The organism is Frigidibacter sp. RF13 (genome assembly GCF_026626305.1).
Lineage (GTDB): Bacteria > Pseudomonadota > Alphaproteobacteria > Rhodobacterales > Rhodobacteraceae > TMP-24.
In genome coordinates this window covers 820100-834120 of sequence record NZ_JAPNUE010000001.1, presented here as the reverse complement: position 1 = coordinate 834120, position 14021 = coordinate 820100, and the positions used below count along the sequence as shown (strand labels likewise).

Here is a 14021-nt window from a genome sequence, read left to right as displayed (position 1 = left end):
GGAATTCAAATGCTCGACTCCGTTAAGATCGCCCGGCGGCAAAGCGAAATCCGCCAGCAAATTGCCGGTCTGGCTGGCAAGGAGAAGCCCGACGAAAACGAGCTTCGCCAGATGGAGGCACTCGATACCGAGTACCGCCAGAACGAAACCCGCTATCGCGCCGCACTGATCGCGGAAGATACCGAACGGCGCGAGGCGGGCGAGGAACTGGAAACCCGCTCGGATCGCGAATGGTCCGAATTGGTTTCCGCGTTCGAGATGCGCCAGGTCGCTCTGAACCTCGACGAGGGTCGGGCATTGTCCGGGCGTACCGCCGAGGTGGTCGAGGAGCTGCGCGGTGCAGGCGGCTATCGTGGCGTGCCGGTTCCGTGGGCCGCGCTGGAAACCCGCGCGGGCGAGACGGTCGCGGCGGGTACCCCGAACCCGTTAAGCACGCGGCCGATCATCGATCGCCTCTTCCCCGACAGCGTGGCCGCGCGCATGGGCGCCCAGATGATCGGGATCGAATCCGGGCTGACCGAATGGCCGGTCGTCACCTCTGCCGTGACTGCGGGCTGGCAGGCGACGGAGACCGGCAACGTGGGCGGCCCGACCGTCTATGCGACGACCGACAAGGCCATGGCGCCGAATAATACGCTCGGAATCCAAATGAAGATCACGCGGAAAGCGATGAAGCAATCCGGGGCAGCACTGGAAGACGCGGTCCGCCGTGACATGAACGGGGCGATTTCGCAGGCGCTCGACGCGGCGATTTTCCTCGGCTCAGGTTCTTCAGGCCAGCCGCTCGGCGTGATCGCCGGTGCCGCGACCTACGGCATCACTTCCACTGCGGTCGGCGCCGCCGCTACCTGGGCGGCATTCCGCGCTGCGGTCGTATCGTTCATGACCGGCAACGCTGCGGCCTCGCCCGACGCGGTGAACCTGCTGATCCGGCCCGAGGTGTGGGCCAAGATGGACGGCTCGCTGATCACTTCGACCGCGGTGAGTGAATGGGATCGGATGCTGGGCAACATCCCTGCCAAGAACATCGCCATGACCGCGAACGCTCTTGCCGCGCCGACCGGCTCGCCCAGCGCCTGCACCGCGCTCCTGACCACGGCGTCTGGTGGTGTTGCGCCGATCTTCGTCGGCCTATGGGGCGCAGTGGATTTGATCCGCGACCCGTTCTCGGACGCGCAATCGGGCGGCTTGCGGCTGACGGCGCTTGCCACGGCGGACGTGACCGTGGCGCGGGCGGTGCAGCTGCAGGTTCTGACCGGGGTGCAGGTGGCCTGATGCTGTATGGCTTCGCGGATGGCGAGCTGGAACTTCGGGGGCGGCGGGGGAAGTCCCGCCGCCTGCGGGGTCGGTTCCCCTATAATAAGAGAGCCGTCCTTAGCGACGGTGGAAAGAACGGGCGCCCACAAAAAGAGGTTATCGCCTCGCGGGCGTTCAGCTACCGGATCGATCGACCGGACGAGGATATTCACCTTCTGGTCGGGCACTCCTACGACCGGCCGCTTGCAAGCCGCCTGGCGGGCACGCTCCTGATCCTCGACAGCGACGAGGCCGTGACCTTTGACGCCGAGATCGTGCCCGAGATCGAGGACAGTCCCTATGGCCAAGACTTCCTTGCGGCCTTCACTGCCGGGTTGATCCGAGGCATCTCGCCCGGCTTCCGCATTCCGCCGCCTATCACCGTGCCGGATGCAGAGAAGGTCGAGGAGGAAGACCCCGCGCTTGGACGGGCAATCATCCGCACCATTTTCGCGGCGCTGCTCTACGAGATGAGTTTTGTCACGGTCCCTGCCTACAAGGAGGCCGAAGGCGAGGAAGCCCGATCCTGGGAACTGACGCAGGGCGGGTTGATGGTGCCGAACGCCAGGGCGCGGGCATTGAATCGGTGGAGGGCATGACATGGCGGTGACATTGAAGCAAACCGAGACCCCGCCTGCCAGCTGGCCCTTTGTCAGCCGCTTGTCGGAAGCCGCTTTGGCCGTCCCGCAAGTCGCGCTCTGGTCAAGGATCGAGGCCTGGTGCTCGCACCGCTGGGGGGCGCGGCCCGTGGTCTGGGTCGTAGAGGGGCCCGGAGCCTGGGAGCCACCTTTGACGCCTGCGGCAGTCTCGGCGATCGAGAAATGGGACGGCGCAGCGTGGCTGGCCGATAGCCCCCCGGATTCGCCATATGGCGGCTACGACCTACCCAGCGAGGGGCCATGGCGTGTCACGGCGACCGTGGGCGATACGGTCGTGCCCGAGCCCGTCGCCGAAGCGTTCAGACGGCTGGCCGAGTATGTCAGCGACGGCATGACGCCTAGCCTGCACAAAGGACGCTCCGGGGCGAAATCCACCTCCTACACGGTTGACGGACTTACGGTCATGTTCACGCGCGATCCGAACTGGATGGCGCGAGCGATGGCAAACTCGGGCGCTGGCGATCTGCTGCGCCCTTATCGAAAGGTGCGCTGATGGGCATTCTCGATTTCTTCCGCCGCAAGGCTGACCCGATCGAGCTGCGATCGTCGGGTGCCGGATATACAGCCGAAATCATGGCGGCGCGGGCCAGCTACATTGCCGGCCGTTCGGGGCTCGGGGATCTGACCGCGACGGTGCAGAGCTGTGTAAGCCTCTGGGAGGGCGCATTCGCGCTCGCGGACGTGCAGGGCACGGATTACCTCGATCGCCGCACCATGGCGCTTGTGGCGCGCGCTCTGGCACTGCGCGGCGAAGCGGTCTTCATGATCGGCGACCTGGGGCTTATCGCGGCCTCTGACTGGGACGTTTCGACCCGCGACGGCATTCCTCGCGCTTATCGGCTCAGCCTGCCCGATGCGGGCGGCGGGCGTAGCGCGACGGCGCTGGCGGCAGAGGTAGTACATCTGCGGATCGGTTCGGATAGTGTGGCGCCCTGGACCGGCACGCCACCCTTGCGGCGCGCGCAGCTCTCGGCATCGCTCCTTCACACGCTGGAATCGGCTCTCGGCGAGGTTTACGAATTCGCCCCGATCGGCTCGCAGATCATCCCGTTTCCAGAAACGGCAGCGACCGAATTGGAGACAATCGGCCTCGGCTTCCGCGGGCGGCGGGGGCGGGTTTTGCTGCGCGAGTCGGTCAACGTCCAGGCGGTCGGTGGACCCGCACCGCAACAGGACTGGCGGTCGAATGACGTGACGCCGGATTTGTCCAGGTCGATGGTGCATCCCGTGCTTGAGAGCGCCCGCGCTTCGATCCTGACTGCCTTCGGCGTCCTGCCTTCGCTCTTTGTGCCCGCCGCACAAGGGCCGCTGGTCCGCGAGGCCCAGCGGCACCTTGCGGCATGGACGCTGCAGCCGATTGCCGAACTGATCGCCGAGGAATGTGCGGAGAAGCTTGGCGGGGAAATCTCGATCGACGTGATCCGCCCCCTGCAGGCTCATGACACGAGCGGCCGGGCGCGTGCGTTGCAGACGCTGGTGCAAACCATGGCCGATGCCAAAGCCGCTGGGCTCGATGATGCGGTGGTGGCTGCGGCAGTGAAGGCGGTGAACTTTGCCGGGGGCGACGACCTGGCATGACGAATAGGGTAGGGTGTCGCCCTGGTTCTTCTGCGCCGAAGGCATCCCCGTAAGTCGCGAGTGGGAAAACCGCGAATAGGCACGGCCCGTTGATCCTGCGGGCGCGGTGCGGTCGAGGAGGCCTTGAGAACCGGCCTCGACAGATCGGGCGGGGCTATGTCCCGCCCGATGCTGCTTTCAGCTTTGGCTCGCACGCGGCCGTGTTCTAGCCGAAAACGTGTTTCAGATTGAATGTCTCCGCGCCCATCAGTGCAGCTTTGCATTGGCCTACAAGCGCAAGAAACTGTTCGGCCTCTGCGGTGGTCGACGGTTGTTCCTTATGGACGCGGTTCCAAAGCCATTGCGCCATGTCGAACGCCACACGCGCTTCGCTTTGGGTATCTTGGATTTTCACCGTTTCAGCCATGTGTTCCCTTTCTCAGTCGAACGCCGGGTCCTCCGCCGTTCTCAGCTATGAACTCGACACCGCCGTCCTCCAAGGCCCAGATCAACGACACGTAGGTTGATGGGTTTGGTGCGGTTTGGCCGAGTTCGTACCCAGCAATAGTGCGTTTCGAAACCTGCGCCAAGCTTGCGAGATAGTCTTGTGACCACCCTAGCAGAGCTCGAGCGGCGCGTAACTGTTCAGGCGTCATGTGTGGTCTGGCCATTTCGCCACCTTGCATTAAAAGTGCAATTGCGCTATTGGTGCACTATTGCACTTATTGTGTAGTTCAAATCGAGGAAAGACGCAATGATCACCAAGCAACGCGCCTGCGCAAAAGGCAGAAGAACACTCACCGATATGGAATTCACGGAAATGCATGACGCCCTGACCCTGGCGCTGGATGCGCTCGGCGACGGGCCGGAAGATGTAGACCGCGTACGCCTGATGATGTGCGTCGCGAACCAAAGGATCGCGATCAAGATCGCACATGCGAGATTGGAGCGGCTATGAGTGGCGAAATTCGGATTGCGGACTGTCAGGCGTTTGCACGGGCAAGGGGATTGGTGAGCGAAATGCTTGATGATGCGCCCGGCCTCGGCTTGCGTAGGGGCGATTGGCTCATCATAGAGCCGTGCGATCGCTTCGTGTGCGATGCCCGGTATCTTCTGAAGTCGCAGGAAGTGGTGCGGCTCATGTCTGCAGCAGGCGGCGTCAACCTGACTCGCGGCGACGGCGGCTCCGAAATCGTTACACATGCGGAGGTGGCCGAAATGGTGCTCGGATATGCTCGACACGTTACGCGCAAAGTTTCGAGTTGAAGCTTGACCGTGGTATCATATCACGGTATATGTGTGAGAATATGCCACGGTAAAGCAAGATGCGCGACACTGTTTTTCACTCCCAACCTACAATAGCGCCGGCGCGCCTCGCTGAAATCACGGGTGTTTCGCCAGATACCCAACGTGACTGGCGCCGCCGAGGCGTTTTCGAAGGAATTGGGGTGCTCCAAGAAAATGGACGTTGGCTCTACGATAACTTCGATGTGTTGATCGTTTGCCTGTTGCGGCAGCTTTCTGACTCGAATGTTGATCTCTTCACTGCGCGTAGCATCTCGACTCTGATCGGGAGCCGAGTGGCGGTATGGGCGATCAAGCAGAAACGACTGGGACCATTCGCAGTCAGAGCACCACTCGAGAACCATCGATATGCTGCGGCCTACAGCAACAAGGATGCATTTCTTGGCTGGACGGTGGTGCCGCTATTCCAAGGTAGCAATTTGGACAGGGCCCCTGACCGAGGGGCTGCATCAATCCTACTTGATTTGAAATCTATGGGCGCAGCGTTGCCTGACTATTTCGACGAATTGCTTCCCGCTCTAGCCGGTAGGATCGCATCCCTAGCCGATGCAGAGGAAGGCGACAAATGATGGCAAACCCGCGCGCCCAAACAGTTGCAAAGCAGACGGTCGCGGCGCTTATGCGTGAGGCGCGGGCGGCCGGCTGGGCGCGTGCCAAATTCGAGATCAGGCCAGACGGCAGCGTGACGATCGATGCCGGAATGACGCTGCCGGAATCAAACGACGACTTTCTCGCAGCCGATCTGAGGATGGGCAAATGACAAAGGATGGTCTGCCAAAATTCGTGTATCGCGACCGCGGTTACGTTCGCTTCATTCGTCGGTCGCGCGGCCTCTCGGTGATGATGAAAGAAAAGCCCGGCACGCCCGAATTCTGGGACCACTACAACCAGCTTCTGCGCGGCCGCGACCCGCTCCCCTCAAAAAGGAGCTTTGAGACCCTCATTCTGTCTTATTACGAGGGCGATGCCTTCAAGAAGCTTAAGCCGCGCACGAAGGCTGACTACCAGAAATACATCGGCCATATTCGGACGATCTGGGGCAGCAAGGATCCTGCCAAGATCGAGCCGCACCATGTCTACGAACTCCACCGGGCAAACGCCGATCGCTGGCGGCAGGCGAACTACCTCGTGCAAGTCATGGTCGTCCTGATGAACCATGCCCGCCTGATCGGCTTCCTTAAGAAGGAGCACGGCAACCCGGCCAAAGGCATACCGCTTTTCAAGCAGGAGAGCGACGGGTGGGTACCGTGGCCAGAAGACGTGCGGGCCGAATTCGAGACCGTTGCGACGCCTCGCGCGCGCCTGGTATATGAGCTTTGCATCGGCACCGGCCAGCGGATCGGCGATGTTCTGAAAATGCGCTGGGATCACTTCGCGGACGGCGCCTATGACTTCACCCAGGGCAAGACCGACAAGCGGCTCTGGATACCGCTTACAGCGCGTCTGGCCACGTTTCTCGGCGGCATGGAGAAAAAGGGCCTCACGGTGGTCACCGACGCCAAGGGGCGCCCGGTACATTATCGGACCATCGCCGACGAAATGCGCGATGTGAAATCAAAGATGAAACACCCCGAGGCGGAATCCTATGTAACGCATGGGTTGCGCAAGAACGCGACTATCGAGCTCTACCAGTCGGGATGCACCGACGAGATGGTCAAAGCGGTGACCGGCCACTCAGGTGTCGAGATGCTCAAGAAGTACGGCGGTACGGTGCGACAAATCGAGCTGGCGACGCGGGCGCAGGAAGCCCGGAATCGTTTGGAACGGAACAAGGCCAGAACGTGAATGTTTCAAACGAAGTTTCAAAACACACACAACAAGGCGAGCAGAATGCCACAAGTCATTGAAAATATTGGAGGCGGGTACCGGAATCGAACCGGTCTTCACGGATTTGCAATCCGCTGCGTAACCTCTCCGCCAACCCGCCGGATCGAGGCGAGGGTTCTCTAGCCCGCGCGGAGCGCGGGGTCAACGGTCTGATTGCGGGAGGCTCGCGAGAAGGGTTGCGAGTTCAGTCGCATTGCGCGCGCCCATCTTGGTCAGGATGCGAGAGCGGTGGACTTCGACGGTGCGCATGGCGATGCCGAGCCGGTCGGCGATCTGCTTGTTGAGGCTGCCGGTGAGCATGAGCGCCATCACCTCTTCTTCCCGCGCCGACAGGGCGGCGCGGCGCGCGGCCAGATCGCGGCGGGCCTCTTCGCCGGTTTCGCGCTCGGCATTGAGCGCCATCGCCTTCAGCGCCAGATCGACGATCTGATTGTCGTTGAAGGGTTTTTCGAGGAAATCATAGGCGCCCGCCTTCAGCGATTGCACAGCGACCGGTACGTCGGCATGGCCGGTGAGGAAGATCACCGGTGCCTCGCAGCCCGCGCCTCGCACGGCGTTGAAGGTCTCGGGGCCGCTCAGACCCTCCATCCGCACATCGAGGATGATGCAGGCGCAATCGGGGAGGGGGAGGGCGGCAAGGAATGCCTCGCCCGAGCTCCAGCCTTGTGCCGCGAGCCCGCGCGAGGCGAAGAGGAAGGCGAGCGAGTCGCGGATGGTGTCCTCGTCGTCGATTATGTGGATGCGGCCGGGACGGGGGGCGGTCATTCGGCTGCCTCCTCGGGTTCCTGGATATGAGGGACAGCCGCAGGCAGGGTGACCGAGAAGATCGTTCCGCCCGCCGCGCCCGGCCGGTGGGCGAGCTTGCCGCGGTGCAGCTCGACGATCGAGCGGCAGATATTCAGCCCCATGCCCATGCCTTGGGTCTTGGTCGAGGTGAAGGCGTCGAAGAGCCGGTCGGCCACTTCCGGCGCTATGCCCGGGCCGCGGTCGGCGACCTCGATCAATGCATCGCCCTCGGCGGTGGCCGAAAGCCGGATGGTCAGGGTGCGGGCCTCCACGGTCACCTCCGCCATCGCTTCCATCCCGTTGCGGATGAGATTGATCAGAAGCTGTTCGATCAGGATGCGGTCGGCCTCGACAGGCGGAGCCGCCCCGAGCTCGGTCACCAGCTGGACGCGGTTCTCGCGCGCGTCGGCGGCGAGGAAGCCGAGCGTTTCGGTGACGATCTCTTCAAGTGCGAGGGTCGAGAAGCGCGGCTCGCGCTTCTTCACGAAATCCTGGATGCGGCGGATGATCTGGCCCGCGCGGCCCGCCTGATGGGAGAGTTTCTCCATGGCCGGGCCGATCACGGCCGGATCGGCTTTGCCCGAGGCGATCAGGTTCGACATGCCCGCCGCATAGCTTGCAATGGCGGCGAGCGGTTGGTTCAGCTCATGCGCGAGCGTCGAGGCCATTTCACCGAGCGTCACCAAGCGCCCGGTGCGCGCCAGGCTTTCTTCCTGCAGCCGGGCGGTGCGCGCGGCCGTTTTGGCCGCGCTGATGTCGATGACCGATCCCATCCAGCCGCGATGTTCGCCCCGCGCGTCGATAAGCGGCGCCTCATAGACCTGCACGTCGATCTCGGTCCCGTCGCGGCGCAGGAAGCGGGTCTCGAACGATTGCGGCGCGCGGCCACCCCTTTCCAGCGCCTTCTGGCGGGCGATCGTTTCCTCCAGCCGGTCCGGCGCCCAGTAGGGCATTGGGGCGGCGCGGCCCACGAGATCGGCCTGTGGCCAGCCGACCAGATTGCAGAAGGCGGAATTGACGTAAAGGATACGGCCCGCCTTGTCCTTGGCGCGCAGGCCCACCGTCAGGCTTTCTTCCATCGAATGGCGGAAGGCCATTTCGGCGCGGAGCCTCTGTTCGGCGCGCCGCCGCCGCCGGGCGCTGAGAAACAAGGCAAGCATGGCGAGAAGCGCGAAAAGCGCGAGACCCGCGATCGCCGCGCTGATCAGCATGTTGGCGATGGCGACCGGCGGGTCATAGGGGGTGATGCTGAGAGCGGCCCCCCGGATCGGCGGGTCGAAGCTGATCACATGGGTCGGGTTGCCGGTTGCCGGGTTGCGGCCCGCGCGCAGGGCAATGGGCGCTCCGCCGCCATCGGTCAGTTGCACGCTATATTGTTCGGCGATCCACCAGGGAATGTGGCGTTCGAGGAGTAGCGGCAGCGAGATGGTCGCGGTGACGAAGTGCCCCTCGCCCCGCCCGCGAACGCCGAGCGTGACGCGCCTCTCGCGCACCTCGCCATAGAGCGGCCGGGCGATCTGGGTCGCCGATCTTTGCAGGATCGCGGCAAGGTCGGGGTCGTCCGCGCCATCGGGGCCGGGGATCGCCGCCCGGGCGCTGCCGTCGGCATCGTGCCAGACGACCGACAGGACCTCGGGGTTTGCGGCGATATGCAGCCGCGCGCGCGCCTCAAGCACGTCCTGTGCCGTGCCGCTCGCCTCGTCAAGCGCGAGGCGCACAAGCATGTCCTCGTCGACCGACAATTGGAAGCGCAACGTCTGCTCGACCCAGAGCGCGTCTGTGGCAAGCTTGGTGCGGGCCTGTTCCAGGTCGCTGCGGCTGACGAGCCAGAAGAGAAGACCGATGATGCTGACAAGCGCGACGATGGCAACAAGGGGGATGAGCGACAAAAGATCGACCCGCCCGCCCGCAAGGGCAGGGTCGGACGACCAGGGCTCCGCCTGATCCGTATGCGCTTCGCGCTTCGGCAGGGTCCGTCTTCCTCCCCGGTTCGGGCCCGCCCAGTCAGGCTAGACCCCGAACCGGACCACATCTATTGCGGAAACCCACAATAGCGAGAGGCCGCCATGGCTGGCAATAAGAAGCCAATCCGCCGGAGGGGCGGAGATGAGGAGGATATCATTATGTTGAACCGTCGCCTTTTCGCGGCCCTCGGTACGGCTGCAACGCTTGCACTGACCGTGGCGCTTCCGGCTCATGCCGAACCGATCGTCATCAAGTTCAGCCATGTCGTCTCGCCCGATACGCCCAAGGGCAAGGGCGCTGCGAAGTTCGAGGAGCTGGCCGAGAAATACACCAACGGCGCGGTGGACGTCGAAGTCTATCCCAACAGCCAGCTTTACAAGGACAAGGAAGAGCTTGAGGCGCTGCAGCTCGGCGCCGTCCAGATGCTCGCGCCGTCGCTGGCGAAGTTCGGGCCCCTCGGCGTGCAGGATTTCGAAGTGTTCGACCTGCCGTTCATCTTCCCGAGCTATGACGCGCTGCATGCCGTGACCGGCGGCGATGTCGGCAAGATGCTGTTCTCGAAGCTTGAGGACAAGGGCATTACTGGCCTCGCCTTCTGGGACAATGGTTTCAAGATCATGTCGGCCAACTCGCCGCTCAACGTGCCGGACGATTTCCTCGGCCTGAAGATGCGCATCCAGTCCTCGAAGGTGCTGGAAGCCGAGATGAACGCGCTGGGCGCGGTGCCGCAGGTGATGGCCTTCTCGGAGGTTTATCAGGCGCTGCAGACCGGTGTCGTCGATGGCACCGAGAACCCGCCCTCGAACATGTATACCCAGAAGATGAACGAGGTGCAAAAGCACGCGACCATCTCGAACCACGGCTATCTTGGCTATGCAGTGATCGTGAACAAGAAGTTCTGGGACGAACTGCCCGCCGAGGTGCGCACCGGTCTGGAACAGGCGATGGCCGAGGCGACCGACTATGCCAATTCGATCGCCAAGGGCGAGAATGACGCGGCGCTCGAGGCGATGAAAGCGGCCGGGACGACCGAATTCCACGAACTGACGCCCGAGGAGCTCGAGGCCTGGAAAGCGGCGCTGCTGCCCGTCCACGAGGAAATGGCCGAACGGATCGGCGCCGAGACGATCGCCGCCGTGAAGGCCGCGACCGGTATGTAAGCGGTGGCATCGGGGCGGCCCCTCGGGCCGCCCCTTTCCCGGCCCTTTACCCTTCATCCCATCGAGGTGCGCCATGCTGCGTCTTCTGGACCGGCTGGAAGAGGTGCTGATCGCCACGCTGATCGCGGTGGCGACGGTCCTGATCTTCCTGTCGGTGTCCCACCGTTTCGCCATCGGTTTTGCCGCCGATCTCGTCGGCTACGCCCGTGCCCATGACATGCAGGGTCTGAACGACACGGCGCGGTCGATCTTCAAGTCGATCAATGCGCTGAAGATGACCTGGGCGCAGGAGGCCTGCATCTATCTTTTCGTCTGGATGGCGAAATTCGGCGCCGCCTATGGCGTGCGCACCGGCATACATGTCGGTGTCGACATTCTGGCCGAGCGGCTGGAAGGCGCGGCCCGGCGGACGATCACGACGATCGCCATGTCGGGGGGCGTGCTCTTTACCGCGATCATCACCTGGATCGGGACCGACTTCGTCTGGCATGTCCGACTGGGCGGGCAGACCTCGCCCGACCTCGAAATGCCGATGTGGATCATCTACCTCGCCGTGCCGCTCGGCTCGGCCCTGATGTGTTTCCGGTTCCTGCAGGCATTGCACCGCTATCTTACCACCGGCGAGGTTGCCCATCACGATCATGGCGCGGTCGACGGTCTGGATGAGGAAGCCGACGATCTGGCCAAGGGAGGTCACGCATGACCGCGCTTATCATCTTCCTGATCCTGGCGCTTTTGCTGATCACCGGGATGCCGGTCTCGATCGCGCTTGGCCTAACGGTCTTCACCTTCCTCTTCGGCTTCTCCGACGTGCCGATGGATTCGATCGCGCTGAAGCTCTTCACCGGGATCGAGAAGTTCGAGATCATGGCGATCCCGTTCTTCATCCTGGCCGGCAATTTCCTGACCCATGGCGGGGTGGCACGGCGCATGATCCGCTTTGCCTCGTCGATGGTCGGGCACTGGCACGGAGGCCTCGGCCTCGCCTCGGTCTTTTCCTGCGCGCTTTTTGCCGCGATCTCTGGGTCCAGCCCGGCGACTGTCATGGCGGTTGGATCGATCCTGCTGCCGGCAATGGTCAAGCAGGGCTATCCGTCGCAGTTCGGCGTCGGCACGATCACCAGCTCCGGCGGCCTTGGCATCCTTATCCCCCCCTCGATCGTGATGGTGATGTATGCGGTCGCGACCAGCGGAATGGTGGTGAAGGGGCCGAATGGCGAAGATGTGCTGTCGGCTTCGATCGGCGACCTCTTCATCGCGGGCGTGGTACCCGGACTGGTTCTGGCGTCGATGCTGGCGGGAACCACGGTCTGGCGGGCCTGGCAGAATGGCTATCCGCGCCAGCAGCGGGCACCCCTGATCGACCGCTGGACCGCGTTCCGCGAAAGCGTCTGGGGCCTGATGCTGATCGTGATCATCATGGGCGGGATCTATGGCGGCATTTTCACGCCGACCGAGGCCGCTGCGGTCAGCGCCGTCTATGCCTTCGTCGTGGCGGTGTGGGTCTATAAGGACATCAAGCTGAGCGAGGTTCCGAGGGTTCTGCTGAACTCGGCAGCGATGTCGGCGATGCTTCTCTACATCATCACCAATGCCGTGATGTTCGCCTTCATCCTGACGTCCGAGCAGATTCCGCAGGCTTTGTCGGAATGGATCGTATCGCTGGGCCTCGGCAAGGTCGGCTTCCTTCTGGTGGTCAACGTGCTGCTTCTGATGATCGGCATGGTGATGGAGCCGTCCGCGATCGTCCTGATCATGGCGCCGATCCTTTATCCGGTGGCCATGGCCCTGGGCGTCGATCCGGTGCATTTCGGGATCATGCTGGTCGTGAACATGGAGATCGGGCTTTGTACGCCGCCTGTCGGCCTCAACCTCTATGTCGCCTCGTCGCTGTCGCGGCTGGGGCTGACCGAGGTGACGCGGTCGACCTGGCCCTGGCTTCTGACGATGCTTCTGTTCCTGATGCTCGTGACTTATGTCCCGGCGATCACGCTGTTCCTGCCCAGTCTGATGGGTATGTGAAGGGAGAAGCACCGCTTGACCAACGTCGGCGCAGTCGGAGCCAGGCAGGTGCGCGACCCACCTTGGCGGGGCAGCTACAGCTGAGTAACGGGGCGGCGGGCCATCGCCGCCCTGACCTTTCTTATACTTTCGCGACGTGGCCGTTCTTGTTGACAGGGCGTTCAACGCGTGTCAGGGGCTATTGATCAGCACAAAGGATAATTTTGGGGGAGTCCTATGGGCTGCGTCATTGCCGGTTTTCACCGGAGTGGAACGTCATCTGTCGCTCAGTATCTTACGGCGGCCGGACTTGATCCAGGCCCCGATCTGATCGGCGCGAATGAGTGGAATCCCTACGGCTATTTCGAGGATTGGCGGGTCACACATTTCCATGATGCGGTTCTGCGACGCGCCGGAAACCGCGACTGGGCTTCCGCCTCTGACGACAACATAGCGCTTACACCGGACGAAGAGGAATTCATCCGCAGTTACTGCGCCGGGCGCGATGCTGCGGGGCGACCGTGGCTCGTCAAGGACCCAAGGATGTGCCTGGTACTTGGCGACTGGATGGCGCTGCACCCCGCATTGACGGCTGTCATCGTCTTCCGCTCGCCGGCCGAGGCCTGCTGGTCGATATACCGGCGCGAGGCGCGTGAGGTTCACGAGGCGGATGATGAGATCCGGGATGCGGCCGAGCCGGTTTCGCGTCGCATACTTTCGGAACCAGATCATGCGCTGAAATTGTGGGTCAGCTACAACCGCCATCTGCTGCAGGCCCTTGAACGATGGCCGGAAAGATGCACCGTCATCAGCAATCGCGCATTTGTCGAAGGCTTCGATCTCGCGACGGCGGTGGATTCCAGATTTCACTATGGCCTTTCTCCATCGGCGACGACCGGGGTTCTGGATACCTCCGTCCTTACGCGCGAAGTGCCGCCGTTGCCGGTGCAGGATCAGGTGCTCGCGGAGAGGGCATTCGACCTCTGGTCGGCTCTCTGCGCCGCCGATGTCGGCGGATGCCTTCCCGGCGCTATGGGCGACCTGTTCGAAACCGACAAGGGCGGGACGGTGCTCGCGCTCGCGCTGACGCGTCTGGAGCTTGCCGGCACGTTAAGACATCTGCCGGAGTTGCGCGAGTTGGCCGCGCTGAGATCGCGCGCCGTGCAATCGGAGCGCGAGAAGGCCGAGTTGGAGGGCCGGGCCAATGAATGGCAGAGCAAAGCGGCGGAACTGGCGCAAGATGTTGGGGACCTGCAGGCACGGGTAAATGGCCTCGACAGGAAGATCGAGATCGCCCGGCGCGTTATCAGCAGATTGCAGCGTTGGCCCTTCCGCGCATTCTTCAAGTGGCACAGAAAGTACCGTGCGCTGATTGAAGAATTTCGGGCCTGATCGCGGGAAGTCGAACCGGAACTGCCAGACGAACTCTGCCTGGCCATTTCTGGTGGTTGTGTCACTTGCTTGT

Annotated in this window: 17 protein-coding genes and 1 tRNA gene; 13 read left to right on the top strand and 5 right to left on the bottom strand. The window is 63.1% G+C overall.

The genetic code is table 11. The annotated features are described in order from the left end of the window. The first annotated feature begins 9 nt into the window (after positions 1-9). From OU426_RS04080 to OU426_RS04065, 4 genes are read left to right on the top strand one after another with little or no spacing between them, the layout of a single operon-like run. Positions 10-1275 carry a phage major capsid protein gene (locus tag OU426_RS04080; RefSeq protein WP_267632568.1) on the top strand — a complete coding sequence of 422 codons (1266 nt, stop codon included), beginning with the start codon at positions 10-12 and terminating at the stop codon, positions 1273-1275. Then, on the top strand, positions 1275-1895 hold the full coding sequence (locus OU426_RS04075) for an HK97 family phage prohead protease (protein ID WP_267632567.1): 621 nt from the start codon (positions 1275-1277) through the stop codon (positions 1893-1895). The genes OU426_RS04080 and OU426_RS04075 overlap by 1 nt, the downstream gene beginning before the upstream one ends. Before the next feature lies 1 nt (position 1896). Next, on the top strand, positions 1897-2448 hold the full coding sequence (locus OU426_RS04070) for a hypothetical protein (protein ID WP_267632566.1): 552 nt from the start codon (positions 1897-1899) through the stop codon (positions 2446-2448). Continuing rightward, positions 2448-3533: a hypothetical protein gene (locus tag OU426_RS04065; RefSeq protein WP_267632565.1), complete on the top strand. Its 1086-nt coding sequence runs from the start codon at positions 2448-2450 to the stop codon at positions 3531-3533. The genes OU426_RS04070 and OU426_RS04065 overlap by 1 nt, the downstream gene beginning before the upstream one ends. Positions 3534-3738: 205 nt before the next feature. Here the strand turns inward: OU426_RS04065 and OU426_RS04060 are convergent, their stop codons facing one another. Then, positions 3739-3939: a hypothetical protein gene (locus tag OU426_RS04060; protein WP_267632564.1), complete on the bottom strand. Its 201-nt coding sequence runs from the start codon at positions 3937-3939 to the stop codon at positions 3739-3741. Continuing rightward, the gene (locus OU426_RS04055; protein WP_267632562.1) at positions 3932-4168 is read right to left on the bottom strand and encodes a helix-turn-helix transcriptional regulator; all 237 of its coding nucleotides are present in this window, start codon (positions 4166-4168) and stop codon (positions 3932-3934) included. Before OU426_RS04055 ends, OU426_RS04060 begins: the two co-directional genes overlap by 8 nt. A gap of 98 nt (positions 4169-4266) precedes the next feature. Between OU426_RS04055 and OU426_RS04050 the strand changes: the two genes are divergently transcribed. The 5 genes from OU426_RS04050 to OU426_RS04030 are packed head-to-tail and all read left to right on the top strand — an operon-like array spanning position 4267 to position 6602. Further along, positions 4267-4470: a hypothetical protein gene (locus OU426_RS04050; protein WP_267632561.1), complete on the top strand. Its 204-nt coding sequence runs from the start codon at positions 4267-4269 to the stop codon at positions 4468-4470. Beyond that, positions 4467-4778, top strand: coding sequence for a hypothetical protein (locus OU426_RS04045; RefSeq protein WP_267632560.1), 312 nt, complete (start codon positions 4467-4469; stop codon positions 4776-4778). Before OU426_RS04050 ends, OU426_RS04045 begins: the two co-directional genes overlap by 4 nt. A gap of 59 nt (positions 4779-4837) precedes the next feature. Beyond that, positions 4838-5386: a MerR family transcriptional regulator gene (locus OU426_RS04040; protein WP_267632559.1), complete on the top strand. Its 549-nt coding sequence runs from the start codon at positions 4838-4840 to the stop codon at positions 5384-5386. Further along, complete coding sequence (locus tag OU426_RS04035; protein WP_267632558.1) at positions 5386-5577, top strand: hypothetical protein; 192 nt, start codon at positions 5386-5388, stop codon at positions 5575-5577. The genes OU426_RS04040 and OU426_RS04035 overlap by 1 nt, the downstream gene beginning before the upstream one ends. Then, positions 5574-6602 (top strand): site-specific integrase, encoded by a 1029-nt coding sequence (locus tag OU426_RS04030; RefSeq protein ID WP_267632557.1) that lies wholly within the window; start codon positions 5574-5576, stop codon positions 6600-6602. The genes OU426_RS04035 and OU426_RS04030 overlap by 4 nt, the downstream gene beginning before the upstream one ends. 68 nt (positions 6603-6670) lie before the next feature. Here OU426_RS04030 and OU426_RS04025 read toward each other — a convergent pair. The 3 genes from OU426_RS04025 to OU426_RS04015 all read right to left on the bottom strand — a co-directional run bounded on the left by OU426_RS04025 (position 6671) and on the right by OU426_RS04015 (position 9400). Continuing rightward, positions 6671-6744, bottom strand: a tRNA-Cys gene (locus OU426_RS04025). Between the two features lie 41 nt (positions 6745-6785). After that, the gene (locus OU426_RS04020; RefSeq protein ID WP_267632556.1) at positions 6786-7409 is read right to left on the bottom strand and encodes a response regulator transcription factor; all 624 of its coding nucleotides are present in this window, start codon (positions 7407-7409) and stop codon (positions 6786-6788) included. Next, entirely contained in the window at positions 7406-9400 is a 1995-nt protein-coding gene (locus OU426_RS04015) for a sensor histidine kinase (RefSeq protein ID WP_420712570.1), read from the bottom strand. The genes OU426_RS04020 and OU426_RS04015 overlap by 4 nt, the downstream gene beginning before the upstream one ends. A gap of 153 nt (positions 9401-9553) precedes the next feature. Between OU426_RS04015 and OU426_RS04010 the strand changes: the two genes are divergently transcribed. The 4 genes from OU426_RS04010 to OU426_RS03995 all read left to right on the top strand — a co-directional run bounded on the left by OU426_RS04010 (position 9554) and on the right by OU426_RS03995 (position 13948). Beyond that, a complete protein-coding gene (locus tag OU426_RS04010) occupies positions 9554-10555 on the top strand; it encodes a TRAP transporter substrate-binding protein (RefSeq protein WP_267632554.1) in 1002 nt (333 codons plus the stop codon). A 73-nt stretch (positions 10556-10628) separates the two neighbouring features. After that, positions 10629-11258, top strand: a complete 630-nt coding sequence (locus OU426_RS04005) for a TRAP transporter small permease (protein ID WP_267632553.1) — start codon at positions 10629-10631, stop codon at positions 11256-11258. After that, the gene (locus tag OU426_RS04000; protein WP_267632552.1) at positions 11255-12577 is read left to right on the top strand and encodes a TRAP transporter large permease; all 1323 of its coding nucleotides are present in this window, start codon (positions 11255-11257) and stop codon (positions 12575-12577) included. Before OU426_RS04005 ends, OU426_RS04000 begins: the two co-directional genes overlap by 4 nt. Before the next feature lie 216 nt (positions 12578-12793). Beyond that, on the top strand, positions 12794-13948 hold the full coding sequence (locus OU426_RS03995) for a sulfotransferase (RefSeq protein WP_267632551.1): 1155 nt from the start codon (positions 12794-12796) through the stop codon (positions 13946-13948). Positions 13949-14021: the final 73 nt, after the last annotated feature.

What these genes read in the sequence shown, in the direction of transcription:
- OU426_RS04080 (WP_267632568.1), top strand. Translation starts at nt 10, where the DNA reads ATGCTCGACTCCGTTAAGATCGCCCGGCGGCAAAGCGAAATCCGCCAG.
- OU426_RS04075 (WP_267632567.1), top strand. Translation starts at nt 1,275, where the DNA reads ATGCTGTATGGCTTCGCGGATGGCGAGCTGGAACTTCGGGGGCGGCGG.
- OU426_RS04070 (WP_267632566.1), top strand. Translation starts at nt 1,897, where the DNA reads ATGGCGGTGACATTGAAGCAAACCGAGACCCCGCCTGCCAGCTGGCCC.
- OU426_RS04065 (WP_267632565.1), top strand. Translation starts at nt 2,448, where the DNA reads ATGGGCATTCTCGATTTCTTCCGCCGCAAGGCTGACCCGATCGAGCTG.
- OU426_RS04060 (WP_267632564.1), bottom strand. Translation starts at nt 3,939, where the DNA reads ATGGCTGAAACGGTGAAAATCCAAGATACCCAAAGCGAAGCGCGTGTG.
- OU426_RS04055 (WP_267632562.1), bottom strand. Translation starts at nt 4,168, where the DNA reads ATGACGCCTGAACAGTTACGCGCCGCTCGAGCTCTGCTAGGGTGGTCA.
- OU426_RS04050 (WP_267632561.1), top strand. Translation starts at nt 4,267, where the DNA reads ATGATCACCAAGCAACGCGCCTGCGCAAAAGGCAGAAGAACACTCACC.
- OU426_RS04045 (WP_267632560.1), top strand. Translation starts at nt 4,467, where the DNA reads ATGAGTGGCGAAATTCGGATTGCGGACTGTCAGGCGTTTGCACGGGCA.
- OU426_RS04040 (WP_267632559.1), top strand. Translation starts at nt 4,838, where the DNA reads ATGCGCGACACTGTTTTTCACTCCCAACCTACAATAGCGCCGGCGCGC.
- OU426_RS04035 (WP_267632558.1), top strand. Translation starts at nt 5,386, where the DNA reads ATGGCAAACCCGCGCGCCCAAACAGTTGCAAAGCAGACGGTCGCGGCG.
- OU426_RS04030 (WP_267632557.1), top strand. Translation starts at nt 5,574, where the DNA reads ATGACAAAGGATGGTCTGCCAAAATTCGTGTATCGCGACCGCGGTTAC.
- OU426_RS04020 (WP_267632556.1), bottom strand. Translation starts at nt 7,409, where the DNA reads ATGACCGCCCCCCGTCCCGGCCGCATCCACATAATCGACGACGAGGAC.
- OU426_RS04010 (WP_267632554.1), top strand. Translation starts at nt 9,554, where the DNA reads ATGTTGAACCGTCGCCTTTTCGCGGCCCTCGGTACGGCTGCAACGCTT.
- OU426_RS04005 (WP_267632553.1), top strand. Translation starts at nt 10,629, where the DNA reads ATGCTGCGTCTTCTGGACCGGCTGGAAGAGGTGCTGATCGCCACGCTG.
- OU426_RS04000 (WP_267632552.1), top strand. Translation starts at nt 11,255, where the DNA reads ATGACCGCGCTTATCATCTTCCTGATCCTGGCGCTTTTGCTGATCACC.
- OU426_RS03995 (WP_267632551.1), top strand. Translation starts at nt 12,794, where the DNA reads ATGGGCTGCGTCATTGCCGGTTTTCACCGGAGTGGAACGTCATCTGTC.